The organism is Amycolatopsis sp. NPDC051071, assembly GCF_040682875.1.
Classification (GTDB): Bacteria; Actinomycetota; Actinomycetes; order Mycobacteriales; family Pseudonocardiaceae; genus Amycolatopsis.
The window spans coordinates 77,026-103,138 of sequence record NZ_JBFBBY010000006.1 but is presented as its reverse complement, the minus strand read 5'-3'; the positions used below and the strand labels follow the sequence as shown (position 1 = coordinate 103,138).

The window sequence follows — 26,113 nt, the reverse complement described above, 5'->3', positions numbered from 1 at the left end:
GGCCGCTGCTCACCGACCCCTCATCAGAACCTCCGGCGCGCTGGCTGACCATCCACGTTTGTTATTCCGCTCATCGGCATGACAGGACGTTCGCCAGGCCAAGGTCATGCGCTGGGAGACGCAAACGGTTGCTTCGCCGACTATACGACCATGGGCAGAGAGAACAGAGACCTCCTCGTCTTACCGGCTAGAACCGCGTTGATCATGGCCGCAGTGAGACGATCCATCGTCACATACAAGGAACTCGGGTATGCGATCGACCTTAAGGGCATCGCGCTGCGCAACGAGATGCGCCTACTGTCGGAACAGCTGGCCAAGGATTGCGATAATGCTAACGAGCCTCCGATAACGGCTTTGGTGATGAACTCCCAGACCGGTCCGAGTTGTTCTATACCGAGGTCGTCGCTCAGGTCCTGGAGAAGGCGCTGGATGGGGTGCCGTACTCGGCGGCGCTGATCGGCTGGGGCTCGGAGGTGCAGGGCTGTCCAGTCGGATCGCACACCACGCGGGTCGATGCGTTCCGTGGCAGGCGATTCCGTCGTTTCTTCGGTGGTCACAACCGGCCGGTACGCGCGATCACCTGGCCGGCGAAGTCGAACACCTGGTCAAGGCTGGTGAACACCGCGAAGGCATCGAAGTACGCTTCATCAACACCCGACTCGGCGTACCGCTGCAACTTGTCCGCGAGCGAGCCGACGGACGTGCCCGGTTCGAGGTTGTTCCGCATGGCCGTCTTCAGTGCGTCGGGATCGCGGCCGGCGTCCTGCGCCGCTCGGCGCGCGATCGACCACAGGCGGTTGGCGCCCTCGTCCTGACTGTTGATCGACGCGGCGGGCGCCGGCCCGTCGACCCCGAGCCAGCCGACCCCGTTGCGGCCGACTCGGCGCATCGCGGCCTCGCTGGCACCGCCGATCCAGATGGGTGGCCCGCCCGCCTGGACCGGACGCAGGCCGGCGTGGACCGGTGGCAAGGTGAAGAACTCGCTGTCCCAGGACACGGGATTGGTCGTCCATCACGCGTGCAGGAACGCCAGCATGTCATCGAGCATCTTGCCGCGCCGGTGCCAGTCCGCGTTGCGGGCGGTGTCGTATTCCTGCTTCATCCACCCCAGCCCCACACCAACGCCAAGGCGGCCGTCGCTGAGCACGTCGAGCGTGGTCAGCAGCCGGGCCAAGTGCGGCGGCTCGTAGTAGAACGTGCTGAGCGTGCTGGCGTTCAGGCGCATCCGGCTGGTCGCCGCCGCGGCGACGGGTCCACAGCAGCACCGGATCGAGGGAGCGGGTCATCTGCGGCCCCCGGGCCAGATAGCTGCTGTCCACATCGACCGGCGTGACCAGGCGATCGCCGACCCACAGGGTGTCGTAGCCAAGGTCCTCGAGTCCGCGGCAGAACGCGCTCAGGGCGGGGGGCGTCGCTGACGGCGGGCCCGACAATGGGAATCACGAAACCGAGCTTCATTGCGAGAGTCTCCTCGGGCAGGATCGTTTGCCAACATTGATATCCGACATCAGCGAATCGGTGATCCATCAACCATTGTCAGGGCGCACGGCGCCCTGTTCGCCGACTGCTCGGCCCCGGGGGCTCAGCCGGTGAATTCGTTGACGCCGAGGGCGAAGTCCCAGTGGCCAACCCCGTTGCCGGCGAGGGCCACCGTCACCAGACCCATTCCTTCCAGCCAGTGCGCCATTTTCAGGCCACCGACGTCCAGCGGGCGCAACCCGAGGCTCTCGACGAATGCCGCCACGCCCGCCTTGGCCTGCACATTGTCGCCGGCGATGAAGACGTTGGGCCTGCCCTTCTCCAGGACATTACGGAAAATGGTGTTGAAGGCCTTCACCACGCTGGCACTGGCCGGGGCCACCTTGGCGACTTCCTGCGCGATCGAGGTCTCCTCGCGGTGGGCCAGTCCGTCGAACGTGGCGTTGAAGGGGTTGCTGATGTCGACGATGACCTTGCCCGCGAGGGCGTCTCCGTACTCGGCGACGACCGGAACGACACCGGCGTACAACAGAGCCGTGATGACGATGTCCCCGGCCGGGACGGCGCCCCAGTTGCCCGCCGTCGCGCCGTCGCCCAAAGCGTTGGCCAGGTCATTGGCCTTGGACTGATCGCGGCCCATGACCTCGACGGTGTTGCCGCCCGCCACCGCGAGTGTGCCGATGGTACGGGCCATGTTCCCCGTGCCGATGATGGTGATACTGCTCATGAGGTGTGCTCTCTTCCTATTCTGGAGGTGTCGCTCTGTCTCGTTCGTACCGGGTCGGGTGCAGGGCGTCGGCCGCGACGTTTCCGGGCCAGCTGCCGCGCCTTTCCCGGCACCTCCGGCTCGTCTTCCGCCGGTAGATTGGAATGCGTGAACCTGCCGCCATTCCCAAAAAAGAGGGGGTCAGGTCAGGGACATGGGACGAGGGTATCCCGAGATCGTTACTCTCTTTTGGCGCGCAGTTCCCAGGGCTGCATGACACTGTTTCACCTGTAGACACCGACCGGTGTCCGCGAATGATCGACAGCACGCGAATTCGACGCCCGCGCAACACTTTGGCGTGTTGCGGATGTCCGCGTTCGAGATCAGCTCGTTGTGGCGACTGGGTTGTTGCGGGGTGTGCCCGCGGCATTCTTGGTGTGGTTCAGATGGCGGTGGTGCCGCCGTCGGTGACCAGTTCCAGGCCGTTGACGTAGCTGGAGTCGTCGGAGGCGAGGAACAGCGCGACGGTGGCGATTTCTTCGGGGCGGCCCATTTTTCCGCGGGGGATGAGGGACTCGAATGCGGCCTTGGTCGCCTCGTCGAACAGTTCTTCCTGTTTGGCGGTGGCGACCTGGCCGGGGGTCAAGACGTTGACCCGGATCTTGCGGTCGCGCAGTTCGTTGAGCCAGACCCGGGCCCAGGCCTGCTGGACGGCTTTGCTTCCCGCGTAGAGGCTCCAGCCGGGGAAGGCGCCGAGGGAGGCGTTGGATCCGGTCATGAAGATCGAGCCGTTGTCGTTGATCAGCGGCAGTGCCTTCTGCACGGTGAACAGGGTGCCGCGCGCGTTGAGCCAGAAGGCACGGTGGAACTGTTCCTCGGTGATCTCGCCGAGGACAGCCGGTTCGCCCATCCCGGCGCTGGTCCACAGCACGTCGATCGAGCCCTTTCCCGCTTTACGGTGTGGTACAAGCGGTCCAGGTCGTCCAGTTCGGCCGCGTCACCCTGGACGGCGGTGACGTTGCGGCCGATCAGCTTGACGGCGTCGTCCAATGCTTCCTGTCGCCGGGCCTGGATGAAGACGTGCGCTCCTTCCTCGACGAATAGTTTGGCGCCGGCCAGTGCCATGCCGGTGGATCCGCCGGTGATCACCGCTACCTTGCCATCGAGCTTTCCCACGATCGCTCCGTTCGATTGATGGATATCCGAATCACTTCGGCTCTTACGTACACCGGGCTGTGTACGTAACGTACTCGATGGCCGGGTGGGGGCGCAAGCTACGTACACCGGTCGGTACCGAACGCCCTATACTGGAGGTATGACGGAGTTGGAGAAGGGCCCCCAGGGCCGGCGCCGCGGCAGGGGCGCGCGCGAGCGCATCCTCAGCGCGTCACAGCAACTGTTCCGCGATCAGGGCATCAACCGCACCGGCATGGACCAACTCTGCGCCGCGGCCCAGGTGTCCAAGCGCACGGCCTACCAGCACTTCACCAGCAAAGACGAACTCGTCGCCGAATACCTGCGTCGATTCGATCCCGACGTCATGCCCGGAGTGTTCGACCGCACCGACCTCACACCCCGCGAACGACTCCTCGCCGCCTTCGAGATACCCGCGTCCACGCCCCTGTGCCCCTACATCGCGGCGGCCGTCGAACTCCACGACCCCCAACACCCCGCATCCCAGTACGCGCGCGACTACAAGACCGCCATCGCCGCGCGGCTGACCGAAACCGCCCGCGAAGCCGGCGCCGCCAACCCCGAACAACTCGGCGAACAACTGGCGCTGCTCATCGACGGCGCCTCGGCCCGCACCCGAGTCCTCAACAGCGAATCCTTCCCCACCGCCGCCGCCGTGGCCGCCGTCCTCATCGACAACGCCATCCCCGCGTCACCTCCTCGGCAGCCCAGCGATGACCGCGGAACCACCGGGTCTGCTCCCGTTCCGGTGGGAGGCCAATGACGACCCGATCATGCCTCGTCGGCCGGAAAGACGACGCCGAGTTCGGCGAGGCCGGAGCGGTAGCCGCCGGGCCCGGGATCCATCGTCATGCGCGCCCCCACGGGGATCCGCTTGCGTGACGAGTTGATCTTTGAGGCACAGGCGGCTCGCTGTCCCCGCGCCATCGCCGCCTGCCGTTTTTCCTGTGGCGCCTCCTCGCGGCTGACAGTGATTGCGGCCACCGAACACATCACGACCGAGCAGAGATGGTCCGGTCGCCGGTGCCGGGCCAAACTCGCCGCCCTTGGGACCAGACGCTTTCCGCGCGGCCCCACCTTGCGGTTACCGCGTTGCGGTAGCCAGGGCCGCGCGGATGGCGTCTTCGCTGACCGGCTGACCCTTCTCGTTCGAGTACGTCCCGTAGGGGTCCCCCAGACCGGAGTGCTGTCGCCTGCCGCCAGCTGTCGGCCAGCCGTCCCGCGTCCACGACGTTGTATCCGATGGAAGCGATGAAGCCGCTCACCGACGCCTTCGCCCGCTCGGAGTCCCCGGCGATCGGCAGGTACGAGCGGCCGGCCGCTCCTGCCGGGCGAGCGAGTGAGAGCAGATGTTTGTAGTAGATGTTGTTGAACGCCTTCACGAGCAGGGCGTCCGGGTTGTCACGCTCGGGGCCGTAGTTGCACGTGTCGATGATCGTCTTTCCGGCCAATGGCGCCGCTGGCAGGTTGGGGAACGCCTTGACCGGCACTGCGACCACGACGATGTCACCGGCCGCCGCGGCCTGCTCGCTCGTCGCTGCGGCCGCTCGCGGCCCTCACCCACAGCAGCCTAAAGGTCTACTGCAGGGCGTTCCAGCCTGACACGAACCATCGGACTGCTCCAGTCACCGGGTCGTACAACCGCCGTTCCAGGGTGCCGATGTTGGCTCCGTAGATGTGGATCCCGACGGTGGGTACGTTGCCGTCGGCTGCGACGGCGTGGACGTCGTCGTTGGTGGTACAGCACACGGTGACTTGTCCGCGCTCCCACACGTGCTCACCGGCTGGTGTGAGGGGTCTGCCTGCCTCGGCGGCCGTGGGTTTGGCGTAGCGGAGCTCGCGTTCGGCTCCCGCATAGATGCCGACGACGCCCCATGTCTCATGTCCGTGCACCGGTGTGCGTTGACCTGGGTTCCAGACGACGGAGGCCAAGGACCAGCTGTTGTCGGGAGCGATGTGGAGCGGGTAGTTGACATGATGCTCGCTCGAGGGCCGGGTCACCTCTGGTGGGAGCCGGTAGTCGCTGGCCAGCAGGGCGGACAACCGCTCCGCGAGCCGCTCGGTGATCTCGTGCTCGTCGTCGGTGCTGCCGACCACGTGTTCCACGTCGTCGATGAAGGTGCGCAGGGCGCCGTCGAGTGTCATGGTGATCTCCCTCGAAGAGTTCAGTGCAGGACGCGGTAGACCAGGTGCGTGACCGACTTCGCCGCGCGCGACTCCACCTGCTCGAGGTTCAGCGGCGGGACGCCGTCGAACAGTCGCGTGCCGGCGCCGAGCATGAGCGGGGCGACGTGCAGCCGGATCTCGTCGATCAGGCCGGCGGCGAGGTACTGGTTGACGGTGGTCGCGCCGCCGTGGATGGAGATGCCCCCGTCCCCGGCCGCCTCGCGTGCGCGGTCGAACGCGGCCTGGATCCCGTCGGTGACGAAGTAGAACGTGTTGCCGCCGTCCATCGGCTGCGGATCGCGCGGATGGTGGGTGAGCACGAAGACCGGGCCGTGGTAGGGCGGGTTGTCGCCCCACCACCCGTTCCACTGGCGCTCCCACTCGCCACGCACCGGGCCGAACATGTTGCGCCCCATGATGAACGCCTTCGCCGTCACCATTCTGGCGAACTCGGCCGGGTGCTCGTCAGCGCCTTCGCCGTACCAGGCGTGCAGCCTGTCGCCCCAGCCGTCGCCGCCATCGTCGCCGAACGGGCGCTGCTCGGTCTGGTTGAGCCCGGCGGCGTACCCGTCGATCGAGATGGTGAGGTCGCAGGTCACCGTGCCAGTGGTTGTGGTCATGGCATCAGCATGGAGGAGCTGTCGTATGACGTCTAATGCCAATTCCACTGGGCACTTATTGATACTCTTGATGAATGCTCAACCTGGTCCACCTCAGGGTTCTCGCCGCGGTGGCCCGCCACGGCTCGGTGACCGAGGCGGCGAGGGAGCTGCACTACTCCCAACCGTCGGTGAGCCACCACCTGTCCCGCCTGGAAGCGGCCACCGGCGTGCGGCTCGTCCAGCGCGTCGGTCGCGGGATCCGGCTGACGCCGGAGGGGCGGCTGCTGGCCAACCGGGCCGCCGAAATCGTGGGCCGGGTCGACGCGGCGACCACCGAGCTGGCGGCCCAGGTCGGCCTGCAGGCGGGGCGGGTTCGGTTGGCCGCCAACGCATCCACACTGAGCACGATCGTGCCGAAGGCGGCCGCCGCGCTGACCAGGGCGCATCCGGGACTCCAGCTGAGCCTGTTCGAACAACACCCGGCCGAGGCGTTGCAGATGCTGCGGCACGGCGAGATCGACGTCGCCCTCGTCTTCCGCCACGCCGACGCCCCGGTCGAGGAAGAGGGGTTCCGCCCCGTGCACATCGGCGACGACCCGATCTACCTCATCAGCCAGCACCCCGACGACAGCCTCGCGAACCACCGCCACTCCCCCTGGATCGGCGGCTGCGCCCGGTGCCAGGCCGAGCTGACCGCCGTGTGCCGGCACGCGGGCTTCACCCCGCGGATCGCCTCGCACAGCGACGACATGGTCGTCGTACAAGCCCTCGTCGCGGCCGGCATCGGCGTCACCACCCTGCCCGGCTACGCGCTCCAAGCCCACCGCCGGCCCGACATCCACGCCACCGAACTCACCGACCACTACCGCCAGATCCACGCCGTCACCTACGGCGACCCACCCGACCCGCCCGCTGTCACCGCCGTACTAGCCGCACTCACCGAAGCAACCACGCCGACAACCACCTCCCGCCGAACAACCCGACGAGACAAGGTGATGACCAGCGAGCAGCGGTACAAGCCCATCCACAAGTCTTGACAATTCCTCCGATGAAGAGCAGGTAGAAGAGTAAGGCTCAGGGCAGTGTGAAGTGGTTCAACAGCGAGAAGGGCTTCGGCTTCATCGAGCAGGACGGTAGCGGGCCGGACGTGTTCGTGCACTACTCGGAGATCCAGGACAACGGCTTCAAGTCCCTGGATGAAGGGCAGCGGGCGGAATTCGAGATCGGCCAGGGCCAGAAGGGTCCGCAGGTTCAGCGCGTCACCGCTATCTGATGCTTCGGTCCGACGGCCCTCGCCTGAATCGGGCGCGGGCCCGTCGGGTCCCTGAGCAGACAGAGTGCTGCGCCCTGTCAGCGCAGTGTTCCTAGGAATCAGGGTTTGGTATCGCGCCGAAGTTCCTGTTCAGCGGGGCTTCTGGTACTGCTCGGCTGGGTCGGAGGTCTGCGTGCTCGTCACCGCTGGATCGGGGGTCTCCCGGGACGCTTCTGAGGGACGCTGTGTCCGAGACGGCTGCCCAGTCCTCAGGGTGAGCTACGGCTGAGAAGGCCGCATCAACTCGTCGTCACCTCGCTCAGCGCGCTCGGCGAGGGAGGTCCATATACAAGCGAGAGTCGTTGTTCACTTACTGATGTCCAGTCGGCGATGTCGCCGGCACCAGTGACGTTGTCGAGCTACACCTGACAGCTCTCCTCCAAGCAGTCGGAGTCCTTCCCGTCAAATCCGCTGGCTGAGAATGCGTTTGCAGTGGCCGTGAGCGCAGTCCTTGCCCGCTCAAGCCGTCTCCGATTGGGCTCCGTTGCCGAAGCAGAGCCCGATACGCCCCGATACAGCCCGGCACTCGGACGGGCCGAGAGGTACGCGTTGACCTGCACAAATGGTCAAAATCCGGCATCGCGCGACACTCGCTGACACGGCGGCAGAGGGGACTCATAATCTCTTGGCCGTCGTTTCGAGCCCGGCCCGGCCCACAGCATCAACATCGCTGCTGACCTGCAGGAATGTTGGTCCTTAGGCGGCAATTTCGCCTTGGCTTTGATCGTGGCTGGGCTCCGTTTCGTCTCCGTTTGCTCCGGTGTGCTCGATAGCAGGAGAAGTGCTCTGCGGGGCCGGTTGGTGACGTAGCAGCTTTTCTGCTTCCTCGTCACGCCGCTGCGGTGGGGACTTCAGCAGGTCCGGAGTCTTTGCTTCCACAGCAGGACAAGCTGGGTGTGGTCGCAAATCGGCTGGGCGTGATCCGTGTTCTCGAGCAGAAGGCCAGTGACGTCCACGGTTTTACCCCTCGCTCTGCGCCCCTTGGAACCGACGCGGTCACGTCAGGCGATGCACTTTAGGCAGAGCGTGGTGTAGCCGATGGAGTCATGAGCGCGGCGTCGCGTTGGTGTTTGGCGAGTTCGATCGTTCGGGGCTTCGGGTGTCACCGTGGTCCGCTTTGGCTTCGAACGGCCCGGCGTCGGGCGGAGACCAGGTGTCGACTGGAACCAGTCAGCGAGGGTTCTTGGTTCGAGTCCAAGCAGGGAGCGCAAGGCCAGGTCGACGACCTGGGCCTTGTGGGTCTGACTGGACGTTTGGGGTCTCCGGATGGAGTGTGCGAGGCGCGGTGACGATCGTGGCTACCGGCGAACACTCAGTATGCTGATCGTGGACAGCTGGCTGCAGAGTATGGATCTCTCCGGGGAAGCGGAGTCGCTCAGATCGAAGCTTTCTGACCTGCGAAAACAGCAATCCTGACCCCCTCAGTGCCAGTCAGGTTCAGGCAGGACGCTGACCTGCGGTTATCGAGAATCCGCTGGTCGGCTGGCGCAGTTGTGCTCAGTTCGATGCGGTTCGGCGTCGTTGGAGGCTGTTGTAACCGACGTCGTGCTCCAGGATTGCTCCAGGAAAATTGGTGTGAGAGTTGGACTGCTGTGGCAGCCGAGGTCGAGCGCTTCGTGTGGAAGCCGGACGTGTTCGCGCCTGTGACGTCACCACCGCGCTGGACAGGTGCGTATGACTGCGGCGTTCGCTCACCTGTCATCATTCCTGCGCTTGCAGTCGGTAGGATTTACCTGTCGTGACGGCAATCACTCCTCCGATCGTGGCTCCGGCCGGGGCGATGGCTTGCCAGGCCATTCCTTCAGGTGCTGCGGTGTTCGTCTTGGCCACTGAACCGGGCAGGCCGATGAGGCCGCCGCCGATGACGATGTGGTTCTGGTCGACGACGAGGACGCAGTAGGCCCGGGATCCGCCGATGGTGGCCCATCCACTGAGGAGCGTGTCCGCCGTGAGCGGGGTGCCGGTTTCTCCGCGTGTGTCTCCGGGGTCAGTGCCGCGGGGGAGTGGTGGCGCCACCGGGACATGGCTGCCGAGTTCGGGACCGCCGCAGCCGAGGGTGAACGTGTCGTTAAACGGGTATGCATCGAGCGAGCGCGCTGCGGGCGCGGCCGCCACAGCAGCGATGCTGGGCTGGGGTCGTCAGCGAGTATGTGGTGCAGGAACTTGGTAACCGCGGCCGCTTCCACACCCTGTCCATTAAGGAGCCGGAACGGCATCGACCTGTCGCCGGTCTCCTCCACCCGGCCGACCCTGGGCACCACCAGGTTCGCGACATCCCGCACCGTTGTGCCGTGCTCTGCCATCCATACCTCCGCGCGCCGCCGTGATCGACGCACGAGATGACAGCAGATCCAGCTGCTACGCGCAGGGCCTCTTGCTTTGGGGAAAGCCGCGACAGGCTGGACAGTCACTATCCGTTGACATCGAGAGAGCCCTCGAACGTCCCACGCTATTTCGGTCAACGGGATATGTTCGTGCTTGCACGGCGTGCCATACGGTCGCCCGTACTCACCCAACTCGAGCTTGCGGGTCTAAAAATGTTCCTGGAACTCTGTCCATCTTTCCTCAGTCGGTTCCCGGTACTCAGCCTCGGGCCGGGCAGCTCGGCGGCGGTCGAGGAATGCTCGATACGTGCGGACGAGAGCTTCGTCGAAGAAAATGGTGACGTCAGATATTCAAACCGTCCGAATGGTGCGGAGTCAGGGTTCTTGGCGAGGTGTTCGTAGACTGTTATCCTCCGTGTTTGGGTCTGCGGCCGATAGGGTAGCCATCATGGCGATTCGTGCGGTGGTGTTCGACATCGGCGACGTACTGGAGATCGCGCCCGACCTTGGAGTCGGCAGGCGGTGGGAGGCCAGGCTCGGTCTCGTAGAGGGTGAGGTCGGCCGACGACTGGCGGACGTCTGGACAGCCGGGGCCATTGGCGAGGCCACCGAGGACGAGGTGCGTCAGGCGATCAGCGATCGACTCAGCGTTGCCAGGGACCAGGCCGATGGAATCATGGCGGATTTCTGGGAGCAGTATCTGGGCACCGGCAATCTCGAGTTGATCAAGTATTGCCGGGGGCTGCGCCCGCGCTATCGGACCGGCATCCTGAGCAACAGCTTCGTCGGCGCCCGGGAACGGGAGCAGGCCGCATACGGGTTCGAGGACCTCGTAGATGACATCGTCTACTCGCACGAGGTCGGAATGAGCAAGCCAGATCCACGGATCTACGAGCTCAGCTGCGCGCGACTCGAGGTTCGTCCCGAGGAAGTGATTTTCCTCGACGATTTGGAGCCCAACATCGTCGCTGCCTGTGCGGTTGGCATCCGCGGGATCCACTACCGGGACAACACTCAGGTAATCGCCGAGATCGAGGAGTTGCTGACTTGAGCCGGTGATTGAACCGGTGTCCCCATCCGGATCTAACGAGTTTCGTGAATTGGCGGGCCATGAGGCTGTCAGGTGGGTTCGTGCTCGAGCCGTGCGTGGATGAGCCGCCGCCTGGTGTTGCTGCCCCAGGCTGACCGGACTTTGCCGCTGCCGGTGAAGCCGCAGCCACGGTCTATGAGGCGGTGCAGCAGTAGGTACAGCCCGCCCGGGGTCTGCAGGCGACGATGGGCGTACCAGATCTCCCAGGTTGCGGTGTTGAATCAACCGCGCGCTGCGGCGCCGTTTGACCAGCTGCAGCCCCACCGCGCGGTCACCGACGAGGAGTTGCTCGACCGGCAACTCCTTGATGGTCTCGATGTTGCGCGCCGAGACCGCCACCATCAGCCCTATCTTTTACGGCAAAACCGTAGGCGCCACCGTTCAGCGGCATGCCCGCAAGTTGGTCGCTGTCGCGCGGATGATCGTCGCGACAAGTGTCAGCACCGCGTCGCAGTCGTCGCGGGCTTCCTCCATCTTCCGACGCCACCGTGCCTGGATGCTTGGTGCCGACGGGTCTTCGTAGTCAAGATCGTGCACGATTGCGTTTCGTGCCTCGAAGAAATTGTCGAGCGTTTCGATCTGAGCGACTGTGCTGTGCCCTGCTCTTACCCGTCGCTCCTGAAGCCACAACGTCCAGTGTCATCACACACCGTGCCCATCCCGCCGAGCTCACACCCGGCGTGCCCGGCCGAAAACACCGTTACTGGGACAGTCCCGCAGACTGCCTCGCCGGGGGACGGCAGTCCAGGTATCTGAGACGTAGCCGCGCTGAGGCCGGCGAATCAGTGGTCATTCACGCCGAGCGATTCCAGGATGGTTCGGCGGGCCTTGTGCAAGGAGGGCGGCAGGTCGGCTTCGTCGTGCTCGATCAGAGACTTAAGCGGGAAGTCGTAGAGTTCTTGGGCTTGCTCTGGATCCCAATGCTGTAGGAAAGAGTGAGCATGGGCGATGATCAGGTATCTGGCCGGGTGATGGGGTCCGTAGTAGTGCAGCGCGGTGTTGGCTATGTCGAGCAGCATCAGGGTTGCGGTACCGGCTCGGCCGACGGCGCTGTGCCCGGCCGCGAAGTCGACGTGGACATGCAGGGTGACTGGGTGGACGGGGCCGAGAATGCGCCGGCACGTGTCAAGCAAGTGCCGCACCAGATCGAGGAAGCGCTCGACGTCGCCAGCCGTGGCGATCTGTTTGATCGCTTGCCAATAGGATTCGAGTTGTTCTCGCTCGGCGGTGGAGTGTGGCACGGGAAGCGGCAGTCGGTCTTCCTCGGCGAGTGGTTCCGGATGCTTGATCCACGTCGTCTCCTGTTTGGCTTGGTCCCCTCCCCTGAAGCCTACGGTCCGGGTGAGCTCGTCCAGTCGCCTGACGAAGTCGTCGGTGAGTTCGCTGGTGCCGGTTCGCCAATCCTCAAGATAATCCGCGAAGGCCGCGAAGGCCTGGTCCAGATGGTACTGGCCGGAGCCGTACGGCCGGGTGGGACTCTCATGCGTGATCATGTTCTGAAGGATGGCTGTGGCGCGCATCAGCTCCGGGCGATAGATCGACTCGAGGTCGGGAAGCGTTTCAGTGATCTCCTGGGGAACGTTCGGAATCAAGTGGATCATCCGCACGCACAGCCGGACTCGGCAGAGCATGACTCCATAGTCGTAGTACCGCAATCCATGGACATCGATCGCGGCGCGTACGACACCGATAAGGTGCTCCATCTCCGCGCTGGTGCGTGCCCTGGCCGCCAGCCAGTCCGGTCCGACTGCCCGGGCGAAGTCATGGTGCCCCGGCAATGCGGCCACGATCTCCTCGAACCGGTCCACCAAAGCCGAGTCCACACCGAGTTCGCGGATCCTATCGGCGGTCCATCCGCACCCGTCGTGCATTTTGTCGAGCATGTAGTCCGGAAAACCCTGGGTGACAATCACGGGCAACTCGGTGTAGGCGCAGAAGACGTCCTCCAGGTCGTAGCCGATCTGAAGTTCGTGGGGCGTCCGGGCAATCGTCGTCCGCGGCGGCGGCTCAAAGTCGCGTGCGGGGTCGTTGATCACCGCGCACCCGGAAACTTGTACGTCGCTGGCGCGCCGAAGAGCTGGAAGCCCGCCCAGTGGTAGGGATGGGCTGTGCTCGGATCGGCGGCCATGGCATGTTGTGCCTGCCGCAATGCTGTAGCAGGCGAGGCGAAATGTTTGAGCCCGGCATAGAAATGCCGCATGAGCGCGTCGGTCGAGGCGTCGGAGACCGCCCATAGGGGAGCCAGGACGCCCTGGGCGCCGGCCGCGAGGAACGCGCCGGGAAAGCCGACGTATTCGGAGCCGAACAGCATCGCACCGGTTCCCGCGTGGCAGGCCGCTAGGACGACCAGTCTCGCGTTGAGTTCGTACCGTGCGAGCTCCCCGTACCAGAGCACCTCGGGGTGGTCGGCTGGGCCGGCGAGGTGCAGGGCGGAGAAGTCGGGATGGTTGGGGAAGAAGAAGCCATGGCAGCCGAAGTGGGCGACATCGGCGTCGGCGAGATTGGCCATCACCATGTGGTAGTGAAGCTGGTCGCCGGTCGCTGTGAACGAGTCGATGAACGTGCTCGCCGCGTGGTCGATCTCCGCTCGGGCGTGTGGCAGGCTGTTGTCGGGGTCACCGAAGCCGACGAAGCGTTCGAGGACGCGGGTGAGCCGCGGCCTGGTCAGCAGGCGTGCCAGCAAGGTGAGGCTGGGCACGTAGCTCACTTCACGGGTTTCGGAGAGCATGGCGGGTGCCAGCGCCCCCAAGGGGATCTGCCAGAGCGCGCCGTGTGGCACGAGGAACAGGCGGCACCCTTCCGGAGTGTGGTCCAGGAGGGGCTGGAGGAGATGGGACAGGAGCCAGGAGACCGCGTTGTGGTCGTCCGGTGAGCCGCCCACCGGGTTGGACAGTTGGCCACGCGCGCCTTGCACTGCCTCGGTTAGCTTCTTATTGGCGAAGTGACCGATCGTCCGGCAGTCGTCGTGACTGATGAGGAAGATCGAACCAGTCGAACCGAAGACCACGATGCGGTCGTCCTCGGCGAGCAGCCCCCGCACGGACCGGGTCGGCATTGGTGGCGTTGCCGTGGCGAGGCCGGGCGTGGCGGACAGCAGCTTTTGCTCCTGTCGCTGTTGCGCCAGCCGCTGGTCGCTGAACACCTGAGTGAGCAGCAGACGGTTGGGCTCGGTGGGAGCGACGATAAATCTTCCGAGACTGTCCTGAAGCACGTCCGAGCGGGAGTCCTCCCACACCTGCGGGTGCCATTGCCTCCAAAGCTGGTGCGTCTCCGTCTGCGCGAGCAGTGCCCGGCTGGCGGCGAGCTCGTGGATGTCGACCGCCTCCTCGGCACCGCGCAGTGCTTCGGCGCATTGAGCGGCCGCTCGGTAGGTGTTCTGATGTGTGTTCGACAGCTCTCGCTGAAGGGTTTGCGATCGCCCGTATCTCCGCAACTCCTCGACGCGCTGCAGGATCTTGTCGAGCCGTTGGGCCGCAGCCTCGGTCGGGCCGTTGACCATCACACCGAGTGTGGTGATCCCTCCCTGGAAGACGTCCGAGTCGTCGTCTTCCAGGGATACCTCGCGGCCCTCAAAGTAGGCCAGCTTGCCCGCACACATCTTGCGGTAGAAGTCGGCGTGGTCGCCGAGAAGGTGGGCCGACTCGACGCACCACCGCATCCCGGAGATCCGCAGATCGGGCTCTGCCGTGGTCATCGCGGTCGAATACGCCCGCCACCACCGCGTCTGATCTCCATCCAGCTGGGCCAGACGATTCAAGGCGCTTTCCAGGTTCGGTCGGTCAGCGACGTCGGTCAGCACCGTGATCATCGCCACGACTGCGTTACCTTCTCCGACGGAGTCACCCGCCTTGCGATACGCATCCGCGGCACGGCGAGCGTGTCCCAGCAACCGCTGATGGCTTCCCCGGGTAGTGTGGGAGGTCTTCATCACTAGCGTGAACAGACCGATCTCCGCACTGCCTTCGACCGCCGGGTCACCCTCGGCTCGAGCCAGGCGAAGAGCCTCAGTGAACGCCTTTCTGGCCTCTTCGATCTGGCCCCGGTCCCGCAGGGTACGCCCTCGGTCGTCCCACTCTTCCGCGGTCTGTGGCCGGTCGGTCCGGGGACGAGCGAGGATCTCATCCCGGATGGCTGTTTCGAGCGGCTCCACAGGCATGTCATCGGCATCGATCTCGCCCGCTTGGACTAGCCTGATCATTTCGAGGTGCGATACGAAAAAACGCTCATAGGAGCTGTCAGCCTGAGGCAACGTGCGTAGGAACTCGATGGTGCGGTCGATCAGCCGTTCCGCCTCGCGGCTCAGCAGCTCCTTTCGTTCGGTGATCATCCGGAATTTAGCGCGTGGGCCGCGTTCCGTAACCAGCTCGATCACCGCGTCACGTACCGGTTCACCGATACCTTCCCCTATCCGCGCTTGCAGCAGCCAGGCCGCCTGAACGGCCTTCGTTACCGCCTGTGCGGCCGCGGCGAGCTGCTCCTTCTCAGAATCGTCTGCGGTGTCCTCCATACCGCATTATGCGCACATCCACGATGCCGCGCGCTGCTACGGTTGGCGGCGTGCGGACACAAGCGACCAAGCAGGTACGCGCTCTTCTTATCGGGATCGACCGCTATAGGCGCGTCCACGACTTGGCGGGATGCGCCAACGATGTCAAGCACGTCTCGGCGTTCCTGAAACAACGGCTGGGATCACGCCTGGTCGAATGGAGCCTCCTTAACGAGGACGCGACCAAGGACGCGATCGTGGAGTCGATCCGCTCGCACCTCGGCCAAGCCGGGCCGGGCGAAGTTGCGCTGCTCTGGTTCAGCGGTCATGGGTCCGAACAGACAGTGGCACCGGAGCACTGGCACCTCGAACCCACAGGGAAGAGTCAGTCGCTGGTCTGCCACGACAGCCGAGACGGCGAGGTGCTGGATCTGACCGACAAGGAACTTTCCGTGCTGCTCGACGGGGTCGCCGAACGTGGCCCGCACGTCGTGGTCGTGCTGGACTGCTGTCACTCGGGCAGTGGCACCCGGGACCCCTGGGCGAAGATCCGCTCGGCGCCCGCCGTCACCGCCCCTCCGCGCTCCTTGCCCCGCCTGCCGGAGCCGCGAGTCCTCACGACCTCCGCGCGCGCCTCGCATGTGGCCCTGTCAGCCTGCCAGTCTCACCAGGTGGCCGCCGAACAAATCAACGGCAATGAGCACCGAGGTGTGTTCACCACCGCGCTGCTGGAAACCATGCGCCATCTCGGGGCTGACGCCACCTACCGCGACCTGCTCGTCGGTGCTCGATCCAGAATCGAGGGCATCCGCCAGGCACAAACTCCCGTGTTGTTTCCCGCCTACCGCGACGGGCCTGCCGACCAGCCCTTCCTCGGCGGTGCCTTGGTCCAGCCCGCAGCCACGACGGTCCGCTGGACCGGTGACAGATGGCTGGTCGACGTCGGTCGCTGCCATGGGTTGCCCGCCCCAGCTCCTGACGCCCCTGTGCACCTGGCCGTCACCGGCCACACGAGCCTGATATTGCGCGTCATCGAGGTGGGGATAGGCGAGTCGACCGTCGAGCCGCTCGACTGGAAGCCTGACCCAGCCATGCAGTATCCGGTCGTCTTGAGCCGAACCCCGCTGCCGGCCGCCCAGGTCGTGGTCGGCGGGACACCCGAAGACGATCCGGCGGCATGCACGCGGGTCACCGAAGCGATCCGCACGTCGGCCTATCTGAGCGCCGCACAGTTGGACGACCCGACATCGGGCCTGCGCATGCATGTCACTGCGGTACAACGGGAGGGGCGTGAGGTCTTCCGCGTCCTGCGTTCCGACCGCACGCCGATCATCCCCGACGTCGACGGCCACTCCGACGGCAGTGCTCACCTGGTGGTGTCGAAAATGGCGCACGTTGCGCGATGGACACAGATCAAGGAACTGGCGAACCCCTGGTCGGCGCTGACCGGTGCTGTACGACTGGAGATCGTGGCCGCGTACCCCGGAGTCGCGGTGGCACCGCGCGAAGATTTCCCAATCCCGATCAGTGACAACGGCACGATCGCACTCACGTATCACCGCACAGCTGACGGCTGGGCGCCGCCCGAGGTCTTCGTCCGGCTGCGCAACACAACACAACACAGGTTGTGGTGCGTCCTACTCAACCTCACGGACCGATACCGTTCACACGCCACGCTCTTCCCCGGCGGATTCCTGGCGCCGATGGCCGTGGCCGCTGCCGCCGAAGGAAACCGGATTCCGGTCGTCCTGCCGCCCGAGCGAACCATCAAGCCCGGCGCCGCGAGCATGGACTGGTGCAAGCTCATCGTCTCCGAACGCGAGATAAACCCTATCGCTCTAGAACTGCCCGCACTCGGCGAACAATTCGCCCGAGGTGGGGGACCGCAGACTGTGACGGCGAGCCTAGGCTGGGAGCCAGTACGCGACATGACCGTGCCTAGCCTCCCAGGAAGTGATTGGTATACCTCCCTGCTGCCGGTCGTGACCCAAATACCACGTGAGTGATCATGCAGAAAGACGGCGCTACGGTTCACGCCGTCCTGAAGATTCCAAACAGCAAGAAATTACCGCTCGTGCCGCGTTGAGGACGCTTCGGTGGTTGCAGGCGGATCGCTCCCGGCGTGACTCAGGCGCTGGGAGCGATCCAGCCGGTTTTGGTTATCGGGCTGTACTGATGGTGGGCATGCCGAGGTTGACCTGACGTGTGATGCGGGTGAGTCGGAGCGCTTGTCGCGCAGGCACTGGAGGGTGCGGTCGATCCCTTCGATCTCACCCAGCCAGCCCTCGGAGGCAGCGTGTGTTTTCCGCTCTTCCAAGTCGGACTCCGAGTCGTCGAGGCGGAGCAGCATCTTCGGGTTTACGTGCAGTTGCGCGCACCGTAAACAAGCGTGCTCATGCTGACAACTTGTCCCGTATGGGCGGCCGCAGGAACCGAGCTCCACTGTGCGCTTGTCGAATGCTCTTCGAATTCTTGCCATTCCTTCTCGGTGGCAGGGCGGTATTCTTCCTCGGAGCGCATGGCACGTCGGCGGGCCAGGAAGCTTTGGACGTGCCTGATCACGTCTTTCTCGAAGACCGCGACATACCCTTGGGTGGTTTGAATATTCAAATGGCCAAGTAATGCCGCGCCGATGTGGATGGGCAGCCCATTGTTGACTAGGTCCGTGGCGAGAAGCCTTCGGAAATCATGAGGCGTGAAATGTAGACCGCGGAATGCTGGGTTCGTCTCACCGAGGCTTTGGCACTGCTTCCGCAGGTTGTTCAGGACGGTGACTGTGCTGGTCACCTGGCGGACCCCGCCGATCTGACGTTGGAACAAGAACGGCATCGGCGCGGTCCACACCCGCTCATGGCCGTCGTAGCGGGGTATCGACGGAATCGGGCCGTGCGCGGTTTGCCGCATCACGATCATCGCGATGACGTGGAACAACTCTGCGGGCATGGGGATGACGCGTTCTCGGTCGGTCCTCGACGGGGCGATGACCAGCAACGCGATCACCTCGCCGTTGAGGCGTTGGTACTGGCGGATGCTGGTGTGCGCCAACTCCACCAACACCGGCACCTTGCGCTCGATGCGCTGCCTGCTGTTCGAAACCCTCAGCGGCCAGCCCGCGCGCTACCGCCCGAGCACCAAGGCCCAGCGCGAGGCCTTCGCCGACTTCTCCGTCCTGCTCACCGCCCGCTTGGTCGCCGAGTTCGACCTGATCACCGCCGACTACCTCGCAGCCCACGGCATCGACGACGACGGGCACGCTGGTCGGCTACGAGTTCTGGCTGGAGCGCGACACACTGGTCCTGCTGGACTTCGATCCGGACGTCGCGGGGATCGCGTCGCAGCCGTTCTGGTTGTGCTGGACCACGGCGGACGGGAAGCTGCGCTCGCACGCCCCGGACTACTTCGCGCGGCTGGCCGACGGGTCGGCGCGGGTGATCGACTACCGCCCAACGGGCCGGATCAAGCCTCGTGATCAGGCGGCGTTCGAGGCGACGCGGGACGCGTGCGCGTCCTCTGGTCGATACGGGCGCCGCTCAGCCGTTTGTGTCGGTGCCTTGCGCCACAATGGTGGCGTGACACCATGGAAAGATCGACTCAGCGCTCTTGCTCGGAACCGCCTGCCCGCTGAAGTGGCGGCGACATGGATCGAACTGTTTCAACCCGGAATTCGGCTTGTCTCCAGTGACACGGGTCCACGGGTAGGGCACCTCGGCGGGAATCCCGCGCTGCCGGATGCGATGGACTGGCCTACCTGGGCGAGACGAGGGCCGCTCACGTTCATCGCCGCGGTGGACTGCGCGACGCTGCCGCGTGAGTTCGTGACCATCCCGCTCCCGGACGCGGGCACGCTGTTGTTCTTCTACTTCGACGGACGCTACTCAGCCGATGAGGACCAACCAGCTATAGCCGAGGACGTCGACGGCTGTCGAGTGATCTTCGTGCCGGCGGGCGAGCCGGTCATCGAACGAACAGCCCCGGCCGGCCTCGCCCCTTACCCGCGCCGTGACGTGTTCGCGGAGGTCGTGGCCACGGCTCCGGAGCGAGAGCACATCCTGCTCGACCACACCGAGACGGCGAGCGGAGTGCCCCTGGCTGAAGCTGTCGAGTCAGTCCTTGGTCCTGGGCGCGCGGGCACCGATGTGTTCGGAGAGCTCACCTGGGAAGCCAACGGAGACATCCCACAACATCAGGTCGGTGGCTTCGCCTCACCGGTCCAGGGCGCTGTGGAGAACGAGATCGCGGCGGCAGTGCTGGAGGGCGAGTGGAGCGACCCACGACTGTCAGAGGAAGCGGCCCGCTGGGTGCTGCTCGCCCAGTTCGACAGTGACGAAAACACCGACATGTTGTGGGGTGACGTCGGAACGCTGTACTGGCTCATTCGGACCGACGACCTGAAGGCAGGGCGGTTCGACGCCGCCCGCTGCACCATGCAATGTGGCTGACCATCCCCTCCGCGGCGATCGCTAACGCGCTCCTCGCCAACTCGATCAGGGAGCCGACCTGCGAGGCCCGCCAGCATCACTACCGAGAACGGACACCGGCGACCGTGCCTATGGATGCCCGGGTTGCCGAATTCGAAAGGTAAGTCCGAACAATCGGCCTGGCCTGGTGACCGGGCTCGCGTTTCATGCCGCAGGTCAGGCAGCCTGCGGCACGAAAGGTTCGAACGGAATGGACAGGCAGGCTCGGCGAACTACCCGACGACCCTCAACGGGCCACGTACGTGGTCAGGAGCAAGCTCGCCCTGGTGGGGCGGCTGACCGTCAGCTTCGCGCCACTGGCGGTTTACCTGCTACTGCGCCACTTCCACCTGATCTCGGCCAACGTTGAAGTCCTCGTGCTGACCCTCTGCGTGGCATGGCTAACCACCTGCGGCCTGAAGGCCATCGGACACAGCGACCCGAGCAGCTCCTCGTAGTTCCCCAACGTGCTGGGAATCTTTAGCAGCACCAAGTGAAGCGTCATCACCAAGCGCTGAAACGATACGCCTCGACCGCTGATTTCCGTTCGACGCCAACGGCGCCGTACCGCTTAAGGCTTCGCTGTCACCAGACCCGAGAGTCTCGGGCACTCCGGCGCGATGGAGGCCCGAGCGTTGTGAGGGCAGTAAGAAATGCCACGAGGCAGAGGTTGATTATGGGGCACGTGGTTGACCAACAGGATGCCTGGCTCGGGTTGATCAGTCCAGAACTGGCCACACGTGAGGAATTGCCTCGAAACCGAGACCGATTTCAGTACGTCGCGGTGAGACGACCACGAAAGCCCAGGTCACTTAAGATCGACATGTCACGCGCGGTGAGATCATGCAGGTCCTCGGCCCCTGGGTAAGGAAGAATCACTCGATGACCGTTGGCGCGAACAACTGACGCTCACCGATCCACAACCGGAACCAGGAGCACGAGCAGACATGCCAGACCAGCACGAACCCAAAGATCCGCTCATCAGGCTGTACGTGTTGGCCAATCTCGTCAGCTCCGACCTGGCCGTCGCCGGAATACCCCTGGTTCCCGATTACATGCACGGCGGCCATCCCCTCGGTCCGGTCGGCGCGCACGTCTTCGCCGACGACCTCGGGCATCGTGGTGTGTTTATCAGCTGGGTCAGCCATTCGATCCTGAAGTCCGCGTCGCTGGAGCAGTGGAGCGAGGGCCGTATCGGGCCAGATAATCCCGCAGGGCAGTGGAAGAAGACAATCGACACCGCGATGCAGACCGCGATGGCGACGATCTTGTCCTCAATCGGCTACGAGGTGGTGACAGCCGATGACGACTCAGGAGTGGAGCTCATCGTGACGCAGCGAGCGGCCGAAAGCCCTTGGTTGGAGTGGTACCGAAATCAGACGGAGCGACTGCAAGCCAAGTCGCTCGATACCGCGGAACGGCTCAGGGCAGCCACCGACGATCACGGGCAGTGAATCCGCAGCCACAAGGTACACCCGCCACGGCAGCCGGCCAATCACACCAGCGGAGCATCTGGCCCGTGCGACGAACCGTGGTGGCCGAAGAAGTGAAGCGGTCGTGAGACTGGTTTGATGAAGCGGCCGTGAGACAGGCTGCGAAACCGCAGGTCGTGCAAGATCAACATGTCAGGAGCGATGAGACCCTACAGGCGCACCTTGGAAGTCCCGATCCGCCCCGGAACGCCGGACACCGGCAAGGTGCCCGTGGGGGCACGACCTCGCGGTCGGTGGAGTCCGGCAAAGCTGGTCCCAGGACTACCAGGCACCAGAATGGCTGTGCGAGGCCTGCCACGCCCTCCCCCGCCGCAGCGGACTCTGGGCACAGATCGACCCCTGGCCAGTACGGCACGTCACCGAAGAGCAAGTCGACGAGTACGGACTCCGCCTCGTCCTGCTTCGCCCACCGACTCCGGCCGGGATCGGATTTATCCAGCTGCGACTGGGACACACGACCTTCGGTGAAGTCCAGCTTTTCCTCTGTTCGATCGACCGGCGCGCGATCGACGTCGACGTCGAAAAGAAACACCGCAGCCGGGGTGCGGGCTCTGTTCTCGTCGCCGCGGCTGCCGCACGAGGTCCGCGCTACCAGTGGACGACCCTGCCGATCGATCGCGACCCCGCCTCGCTCGCGTTCTGGGCCCGGATCGGTGCATCAGGACCGCCAGCACCACACCCGTGCACGCATCAGCTGGAAGCGAAGGTGGTGCTCGCAATCGCACGATGGTCCAAGTGGTGGTGATCGTGTGAGCCGGCGGGTGCGCTGATGGGGTGGTGCCTGCTCGAATCGCCCTCGAGATCAGGGCATCGCCAGAGCTCTGACACGATGAAGAGCAGGTAGAAAACGTATCGCTCAGGGCAGTGTGAAGGGCTTCGGCACGATGCTGGTTCCGGAGTCCGACTAATCTACCGCGGCCCCGGGGACTTATTGCCGAGCAGCAACGCTTAGACAACGCGGCAGCGTCTGCAACTTCTGTCGTTTGACTCAGGACGCGGGCAACGATCGTGCGCGGGTGGGTTTGGCTGCGGTGCTGACCAAGCGTGGGGAACGGCAGCCGCGAGCATCACCCAGCCCGAGTTTGCGACGATGACCAAGAAAGTGGTGCGTGCGAGCCGCTGTGGGCCATCGCGGTATTGTGCTGGAGAACTGGCCGGCGGACGGCCGCCGCGAAGCGAGGTCCAGGCCGGTGCGGGCGGATCACGATCCGTGAAGCCGTTGGACTTCTCCGCTCGGAGGGACTCGTGAGCTCAGAGCATGGCAAGGGCGTGTTCATCCGCCCGCCGCACAGGGTTGAGCGCCTCAGCCGAAGCAGGCTCAGCCGGGCTGCTCGTGCCGAGAACAAAGGCGCGTTCCTCGGGGATGCCGAGGCGAACAAGTTCACGCCGAGCGTGAGCGTAAAGATCACCTTTGAGCCAGCGGACACGGACACGGCGACGATACTTGGCATTGACGAGGGTGCGGAGGTGACGGTTCGAGAGCGGGTCATGCGAGCGAACGGCCTGCCAGTCCAGCTCGCAACGTCCCGGCTCCCCAGGGAGATCACGCGGGACACCCTGATCGAGCAGGTGGACACTGGCAAGGGTGGTAGCTACGCGCGCCTTGAAGAAGCCGGGTACCCGCTGGACCACTTCGTGGAGACGGTCAGCACTCGTATGCCGACGCCCGAAGAGGCGTCCATGCTCCAGCTCGATAACGGAACTCCGATCTTCGCGGTTCGGCGGATTGCCTACAGCGCAGAAGGTCGAGCGGTCGAAATGAACGACATGCGCTTGTCTGGCGACAAGTACGAACTTGCGTACGAGTTCCCGGCGGGCTGATCTCCGTAGATCACGTGCCGGTGAGTCGGGCGCTTGGTGAGAACTTTCTCTACTGGATCAAGGCGACCCCTCCGGGGCCGCTGGCAGAGTGTTCGATCCACGGGCAAGCCCCGCCGGGGCATGCGGCCGGTCCCCGGAGGTCGCCCGTGGAAAGCCAGCCAGCGGCCACCCACCGAAGAGGCCGTTAGTAAGGTTTCAAGTCATCGACCAGGGGAAACAGGAGTGTCGGCGTGGCCCGGCGGGAAGGCTCCGTCAACAAGCACTGTCCTCGCCGGGACGGGCAGGTCTCCGGGATGGGCGAGGAGAGCGCGGAACTCGCGTTCGTGAGTGCCTGTCGTCCATCCCATCGACCTCCCAGAGGGCTATCAAGCCCGTCAAGTGGGCAGTCCGGCGGAACACTCGCGACGGCGGAATCGGTGCCCCCTTGACGGGCTCGATCGGGCTGACGCCAGGTCGATGGGATGGACGAAGAGGCCCCCACTTGTAGGTGGAGACCTCAAGATCATCCGGCCGGTTTACTCCCGGAATTCACTGATCGACAACGACCAATGTCCACAAACGACGACCGTTTGCACTCGCGAAACTCGCAGATGATGGCCAACGTTGACAAGTGTCCACAACGGACTGATGACCCGGAATGCTGAACCGTAGGTTTTGGGTTCGAGCCTGAGGCGGCCCACCGCATCAACATCCCCGCTGACCTGCGGGGATGTTGATATCTCTGTGGCATGGTTACCTCGGAGTTGACCGCGATTGGGCTCCGTTTCGTCTCCGTTTGCTCTGCTGTGCCGAAGTTCGTGTCCAACTAACCGCGCTGGCCCACGACACGTTGATGCTCTCCTCGCCGTGTAATCGGGCCAAGTGTGCCCGGGCTTTGCACATACCTACCGACTTCCGCAACGTATTCACTGGTTTCCGCGACGATGATGGGCATGACCGACGATGTGCGGCCAACGACCGCGAACACCTCCTCGGTGCCACGCTCAAACCCGTCTTCGGTGAAGCGGCTGGCTGAGTTGACCCGGCCGGGATGTGGTGGACCGCGGTCATGACCGCGGCCGCAGTGACCGTGCTGTGGTGGTCGGCCACCGCCGGACTCACCGGTCCGGACCTGGTGAACGCGCGGTTGAACGCGCTGAAGATCGGGCTCAGCGGCGGCGTGGTTGCGCTCTGCCTCGCCTGGCGCCGCCAGCACTCCGCCGAAGCCGACCTCGATGACCGTGAGCGCCCTCTCGCTCAGCAATACGAGGTCCTCGCTCACCGGCAGGCCGTCGCCGCTACTACCCAGGCCCACCAGGAACGCGTCGCCGACGACGCCCGCGCCGACGCGACCGCGCGCCGGATCACCGAGCTGATGGACACTATCGGTGATGGGGGAACCTGTGTGCACGCTGTAATTGACAACAAGGCGCCGCATAGGCAAACGACGTATGGTGGTAGTTGTGGATGAACTTTATGCCGTACTGGGAGCTCCGACTGTTGAGTCGATCGCGGTCGACTGGGCAGGCGTAGAAGAAAGGCTTGGCACTGAACTTCCAGCTGATTACAAAGGATTCTCGAATAAGTATCCTGCGATGTTCGTGAATCAATTTCTCAGGGTCGCGCACCCATCGTGTGTTGATCCTGACCTCAATCTCCTATTGGATGCTCAAACGCGTACGAAATCCCTTCGCGAACTAGTCTCTGAATTTCCTTTATTGTATCCGCATTCGGCGTATCCGGATAAGGGTGGGCTGCTGTGTTGGGGGAATAACGTCAACAGGGAGCAGTGCTACTGGCTGACCGAGGGGCATCCGGATGAATGGAAGGTTGTCATCGGTGATGAACTAGATTACTGCTGGGAATTCGATGGAGGCTTTTCGGATTTCCTGCTCAAGTCGCTTACCGGCGTCCTTGATCATGACTTCTATGGATCTTTTACGGGATCTTTGAGTGAAGTCGAATTCATTAGATAATCGGAAGGAAAATAAAGACATTGCGACGTGCGGCCCTGGTAGTCGCCACCATGTCCTTGGCGGTGAGTGGCTTCACGTTGCCGGCCAGCGGTCCGTGCACAACTCGGGCGAACCTGTGCCGTGGTTGCGCAGGACGTGGTCCGCCGGACCATCCTGAAAGAACGTGACATGCCCGGCGGCGTGAACATCGGTCTCATCTCGACCGTGACCCGCTACGCCCTCGACGCCGGCTTGCACGTGATCGTGGAAGGCATCCTGCACGCCGAACGCTACGGTGACATGCTCGCCGATCTGGTCGCTGATCACTGCGGCCGCACCGGCGTCTACTACCTGGACGTCACGTTCGAGGAGTCGCTGCGCCGGCACACGACACGGCCGCAAGCCAACGAGTTCGGACCCGAGCACATGCGCGAGTGGTACCACGAACGAGACCTGCTCGGACTGGCCGGCGAACAGCTCGTCCCACCGACCTCCAGCCTGCATGACACCACTGGACGCACCCTCGCCAACGTGTACGGTAAATGGCCTCTGCCAAGGTCGTAGCGCGGTTGGGCGATCGCCCTGACTGTCCTCAGCGACCTTCGGCCATAACGACGCTCTGATCGAACTGGCGGCCGAAGCCCAAACCACCCCCGAACAACTTCCGAAACCAACCACTAAGCGAGACTGGTCGACGTGTCACAGACCAGCTTGCGCTACGTGGTAGGTGTCCTCGCCGTGCGAGGGTTAGCTCGTCACAGCAATCCAGGTGGGCATGTCGCGCAACGTCGCGGTTGCGACGAGGGCAGGGTGGCCGCCCTGGCCCCACCTGCTGACATCGCTCGGGCGCTCACTCACGAGCTCATTGGAAACAGAGGCGCCACCGCGGCAACAAGGCGCGGTGGGGCGTGAGCGTGCTCGGGGAAGGCCCGGAGCAGGCGGAACCCGTTGATCGGCACGCTCAAGGAGAGCACTGAGTACCTGACCATGACCTGGGGTGGCGTCCTGCTGGGCGACGGCCGCCGTCCGGGCGGTGTCCTGAAGGACTC

At 64.5% G+C, this 26,113-nt stretch carries 22 protein-coding genes and 2 pseudogenes; 13 read left to right on the top strand and 11 right to left on the bottom strand.

Features of this window, described 5'->3' with window-relative positions; all coding sequences use genetic code 11:
* Nucleotides 1–553: 553 nt before the first annotated feature.
* Nucleotides 554–1,225, bottom strand: a pseudogene (locus tag AB0M65_RS03760) (LLM class flavin-dependent oxidoreductase).
* Here AB0M65_RS03760 and AB0M65_RS03755 point away from each other — a divergent pair.
* The gene (locus tag AB0M65_RS03755) at nt 1,206–1,418 is read left to right on the top strand and encodes a hypothetical protein (protein WP_364020853.1); all 213 of its coding nucleotides are present in this window, start codon (nt 1,206–1,208) and stop codon (nt 1,416–1,418) included. The pseudogene AB0M65_RS03760 and the gene AB0M65_RS03755 overlap by 20 nt on opposite strands.
* 164 nt (nt 1,419–1,582) lie before the next feature.
* Here the strand turns inward: AB0M65_RS03755 and AB0M65_RS03750 are convergent, their stop codons facing one another.
* Together AB0M65_RS03750 and AB0M65_RS03745 are read right to left on the bottom strand one after the other, a co-directional pair.
* Complete coding sequence (locus AB0M65_RS03750) at nt 1,583–2,206, bottom strand: NAD(P)-binding domain-containing protein (protein WP_364020850.1); 624 nt, start codon at nt 2,204–2,206, stop codon at nt 1,583–1,585.
* Between the two features lie 421 nt (nt 2,207–2,627).
* Nucleotides 2,628–3,310 (bottom strand): annotated as a pseudogene (locus tag AB0M65_RS03745) (SDR family oxidoreductase).
* A gap of 190 nt (nt 3,311–3,500) precedes the next feature.
* Here AB0M65_RS03745 and AB0M65_RS03740 point away from each other — a divergent pair.
* Nucleotides 3,501–4,142: a TetR/AcrR family transcriptional regulator gene (locus AB0M65_RS03740; RefSeq protein WP_364020847.1), complete on the top strand. Its 642-nt coding sequence runs from the start codon at nt 3,501–3,503 to the stop codon at nt 4,140–4,142.
* 8 nt (nt 4,143–4,150) lie between these two features.
* On the opposite strand, the gene AB0M65_RS03735 is transcribed toward AB0M65_RS03740, so the two are convergent.
* The 4 genes from AB0M65_RS03735 to AB0M65_RS03720 form a co-directional block, all read right to left on the bottom strand.
* A complete protein-coding gene (locus AB0M65_RS03735) occupies nt 4,151–4,363 on the bottom strand; it encodes a hypothetical protein (RefSeq protein WP_364020845.1) in 213 nt (70 codons plus the stop codon).
* Nucleotides 4,364–4,371: 8 nt separating this feature from the next.
* Nucleotides 4,372–4,878: a hypothetical protein gene (locus AB0M65_RS03730; protein WP_364020842.1), complete on the bottom strand. Its 507-nt coding sequence runs from the start codon at nt 4,876–4,878 to the stop codon at nt 4,372–4,374.
* A gap of 79 nt (nt 4,879–4,957) precedes the next feature.
* Complete coding sequence (locus tag AB0M65_RS03725; RefSeq protein ID WP_364020839.1) at nt 4,958–5,524, bottom strand: hypothetical protein; 567 nt, start codon at nt 5,522–5,524, stop codon at nt 4,958–4,960.
* Nucleotides 5,525–5,544: 20 nt separating this feature from the next.
* Nucleotides 5,545–6,165 carry a dihydrofolate reductase family protein gene (locus AB0M65_RS03720; protein ID WP_364020837.1) on the bottom strand — a complete coding sequence of 207 codons (621 nt, stop codon included), beginning with the start codon at nt 6,163–6,165 and terminating at the stop codon, nt 5,545–5,547.
* Nucleotides 6,166–6,239: 74 nt separating this feature from the next.
* Here AB0M65_RS03720 and AB0M65_RS03715 point away from each other — a divergent pair, with 74 nt between their 5' ends.
* Both AB0M65_RS03715 and AB0M65_RS03710 read left to right on the top strand, forming a co-directional pair.
* Nucleotides 6,240–7,184, top strand: a complete 945-nt coding sequence (locus AB0M65_RS03715; protein WP_364020834.1) for a LysR family transcriptional regulator — start codon at nt 6,240–6,242, stop codon at nt 7,182–7,184.
* Between the two features lie 47 nt (nt 7,185–7,231).
* On the top strand, nt 7,232–7,420 hold the full coding sequence (locus AB0M65_RS03710; protein WP_364020831.1) for a cold-shock protein: 189 nt from the start codon (nt 7,232–7,234) through the stop codon (nt 7,418–7,420).
* Between the two features lie 1,740 nt (nt 7,421–9,160).
* Here AB0M65_RS03710 and AB0M65_RS03705 read toward each other — a convergent pair.
* Nucleotides 9,161–9,574, bottom strand: coding sequence for a hypothetical protein (locus AB0M65_RS03705; protein WP_364020829.1), 414 nt, complete (start codon nt 9,572–9,574; stop codon nt 9,161–9,163).
* Nucleotides 9,575–10,231: 657 nt separating this feature from the next.
* Here AB0M65_RS03705 and AB0M65_RS03700 point away from each other — a divergent pair.
* Nucleotides 10,232–10,834 (top strand): HAD family phosphatase, encoded by a 603-nt coding sequence (locus AB0M65_RS03700; protein ID WP_364020827.1) that lies wholly within the window; start codon nt 10,232–10,234, stop codon nt 10,832–10,834.
* Nucleotides 10,835–11,655: 821 nt separating this feature from the next.
* Here AB0M65_RS03700 and AB0M65_RS03695 read toward each other — a convergent pair.
* Nucleotides 11,656–12,909, bottom strand: a complete 1,254-nt coding sequence (locus AB0M65_RS03695) for a hypothetical protein (protein WP_364020824.1) — start codon at nt 12,907–12,909, stop codon at nt 11,656–11,658.
* Nucleotides 12,906–15,380 carry a CHAT domain-containing protein gene (locus AB0M65_RS03690; protein WP_364020821.1) on the bottom strand — a complete coding sequence of 825 codons (2,475 nt, stop codon included), beginning with the start codon at nt 15,378–15,380 and terminating at the stop codon, nt 12,906–12,908. Before AB0M65_RS03690 ends, AB0M65_RS03695 begins: the two co-directional genes overlap by 4 nt.
* A gap of 50 nt (nt 15,381–15,430) precedes the next feature.
* Here AB0M65_RS03690 and AB0M65_RS03685 point away from each other — a divergent pair, with 50 nt between their 5' ends.
* Nucleotides 15,431–17,365 (top strand): caspase family protein, encoded by a 1,935-nt coding sequence (locus tag AB0M65_RS03685; protein WP_364020818.1) that lies wholly within the window; start codon nt 15,431–15,433, stop codon nt 17,363–17,365.
* Between the two features lie 352 nt (nt 17,366–17,717).
* Here AB0M65_RS03685 and AB0M65_RS03680 read toward each other — a convergent pair whose 3' ends face one another.
* The gene (locus AB0M65_RS03680) at nt 17,718–18,410 is read right to left on the bottom strand and encodes a site-specific integrase (protein ID WP_364020815.1); all 693 of its coding nucleotides are present in this window, start codon (nt 18,408–18,410) and stop codon (nt 17,718–17,720) included.
* 203 nt (nt 18,411–18,613) lie between these two features.
* On the opposite strand from AB0M65_RS03680, the gene AB0M65_RS03675 reads away from it, so the two are divergent.
* The 7 genes from AB0M65_RS03675 (at nt 18,614) to AB0M65_RS03645 (ending at nt 25,628) form a co-directional block, all read left to right on the top strand.
* A complete protein-coding gene (locus AB0M65_RS03675) occupies nt 18,614–19,798 on the top strand; it encodes a TnsA-like heteromeric transposase endonuclease subunit (RefSeq protein ID WP_364020902.1) in 1,185 nt (394 codons plus the stop codon).
* Nucleotides 19,799–20,103: 305 nt separating this feature from the next.
* Nucleotides 20,104–20,274, top strand: coding sequence for a hypothetical protein (locus AB0M65_RS03670; protein WP_364020812.1), 171 nt, complete (start codon nt 20,104–20,106; stop codon nt 20,272–20,274).
* A 489-nt stretch (nt 20,275–20,763) separates the two neighbouring features.
* Nucleotides 20,764–21,270, top strand: a complete 507-nt coding sequence (locus AB0M65_RS03665) for a hypothetical protein (protein WP_364020809.1) — start codon at nt 20,764–20,766, stop codon at nt 21,268–21,270.
* Between the two features lie 1,284 nt (nt 21,271–22,554).
* The gene (locus AB0M65_RS03660) at nt 22,555–23,130 is read left to right on the top strand and encodes a UTRA domain-containing protein (protein WP_364020808.1); all 576 of its coding nucleotides are present in this window, start codon (nt 22,555–22,557) and stop codon (nt 23,128–23,130) included.
* A gap of 1,048 nt (nt 23,131–24,178) precedes the next feature.
* Complete coding sequence (locus tag AB0M65_RS03655; RefSeq protein ID WP_364020805.1) at nt 24,179–24,580, top strand: hypothetical protein; 402 nt, start codon at nt 24,179–24,181, stop codon at nt 24,578–24,580.
* On the top strand, nt 24,573–25,085 hold the full coding sequence (locus AB0M65_RS03650; protein ID WP_364020803.1) for a hypothetical protein: 513 nt from the start codon (nt 24,573–24,575) through the stop codon (nt 25,083–25,085). The genes AB0M65_RS03655 and AB0M65_RS03650 overlap by 8 nt, the downstream gene beginning before the upstream one ends.
* 120 nt (nt 25,086–25,205) lie before the next feature.
* The gene (locus AB0M65_RS03645; RefSeq protein WP_364020800.1) at nt 25,206–25,628 is read left to right on the top strand and encodes a hypothetical protein; all 423 of its coding nucleotides are present in this window, start codon (nt 25,206–25,208) and stop codon (nt 25,626–25,628) included.
* The last annotated feature ends 485 nt before the right edge of the window (nt 25,629–26,113 follow it).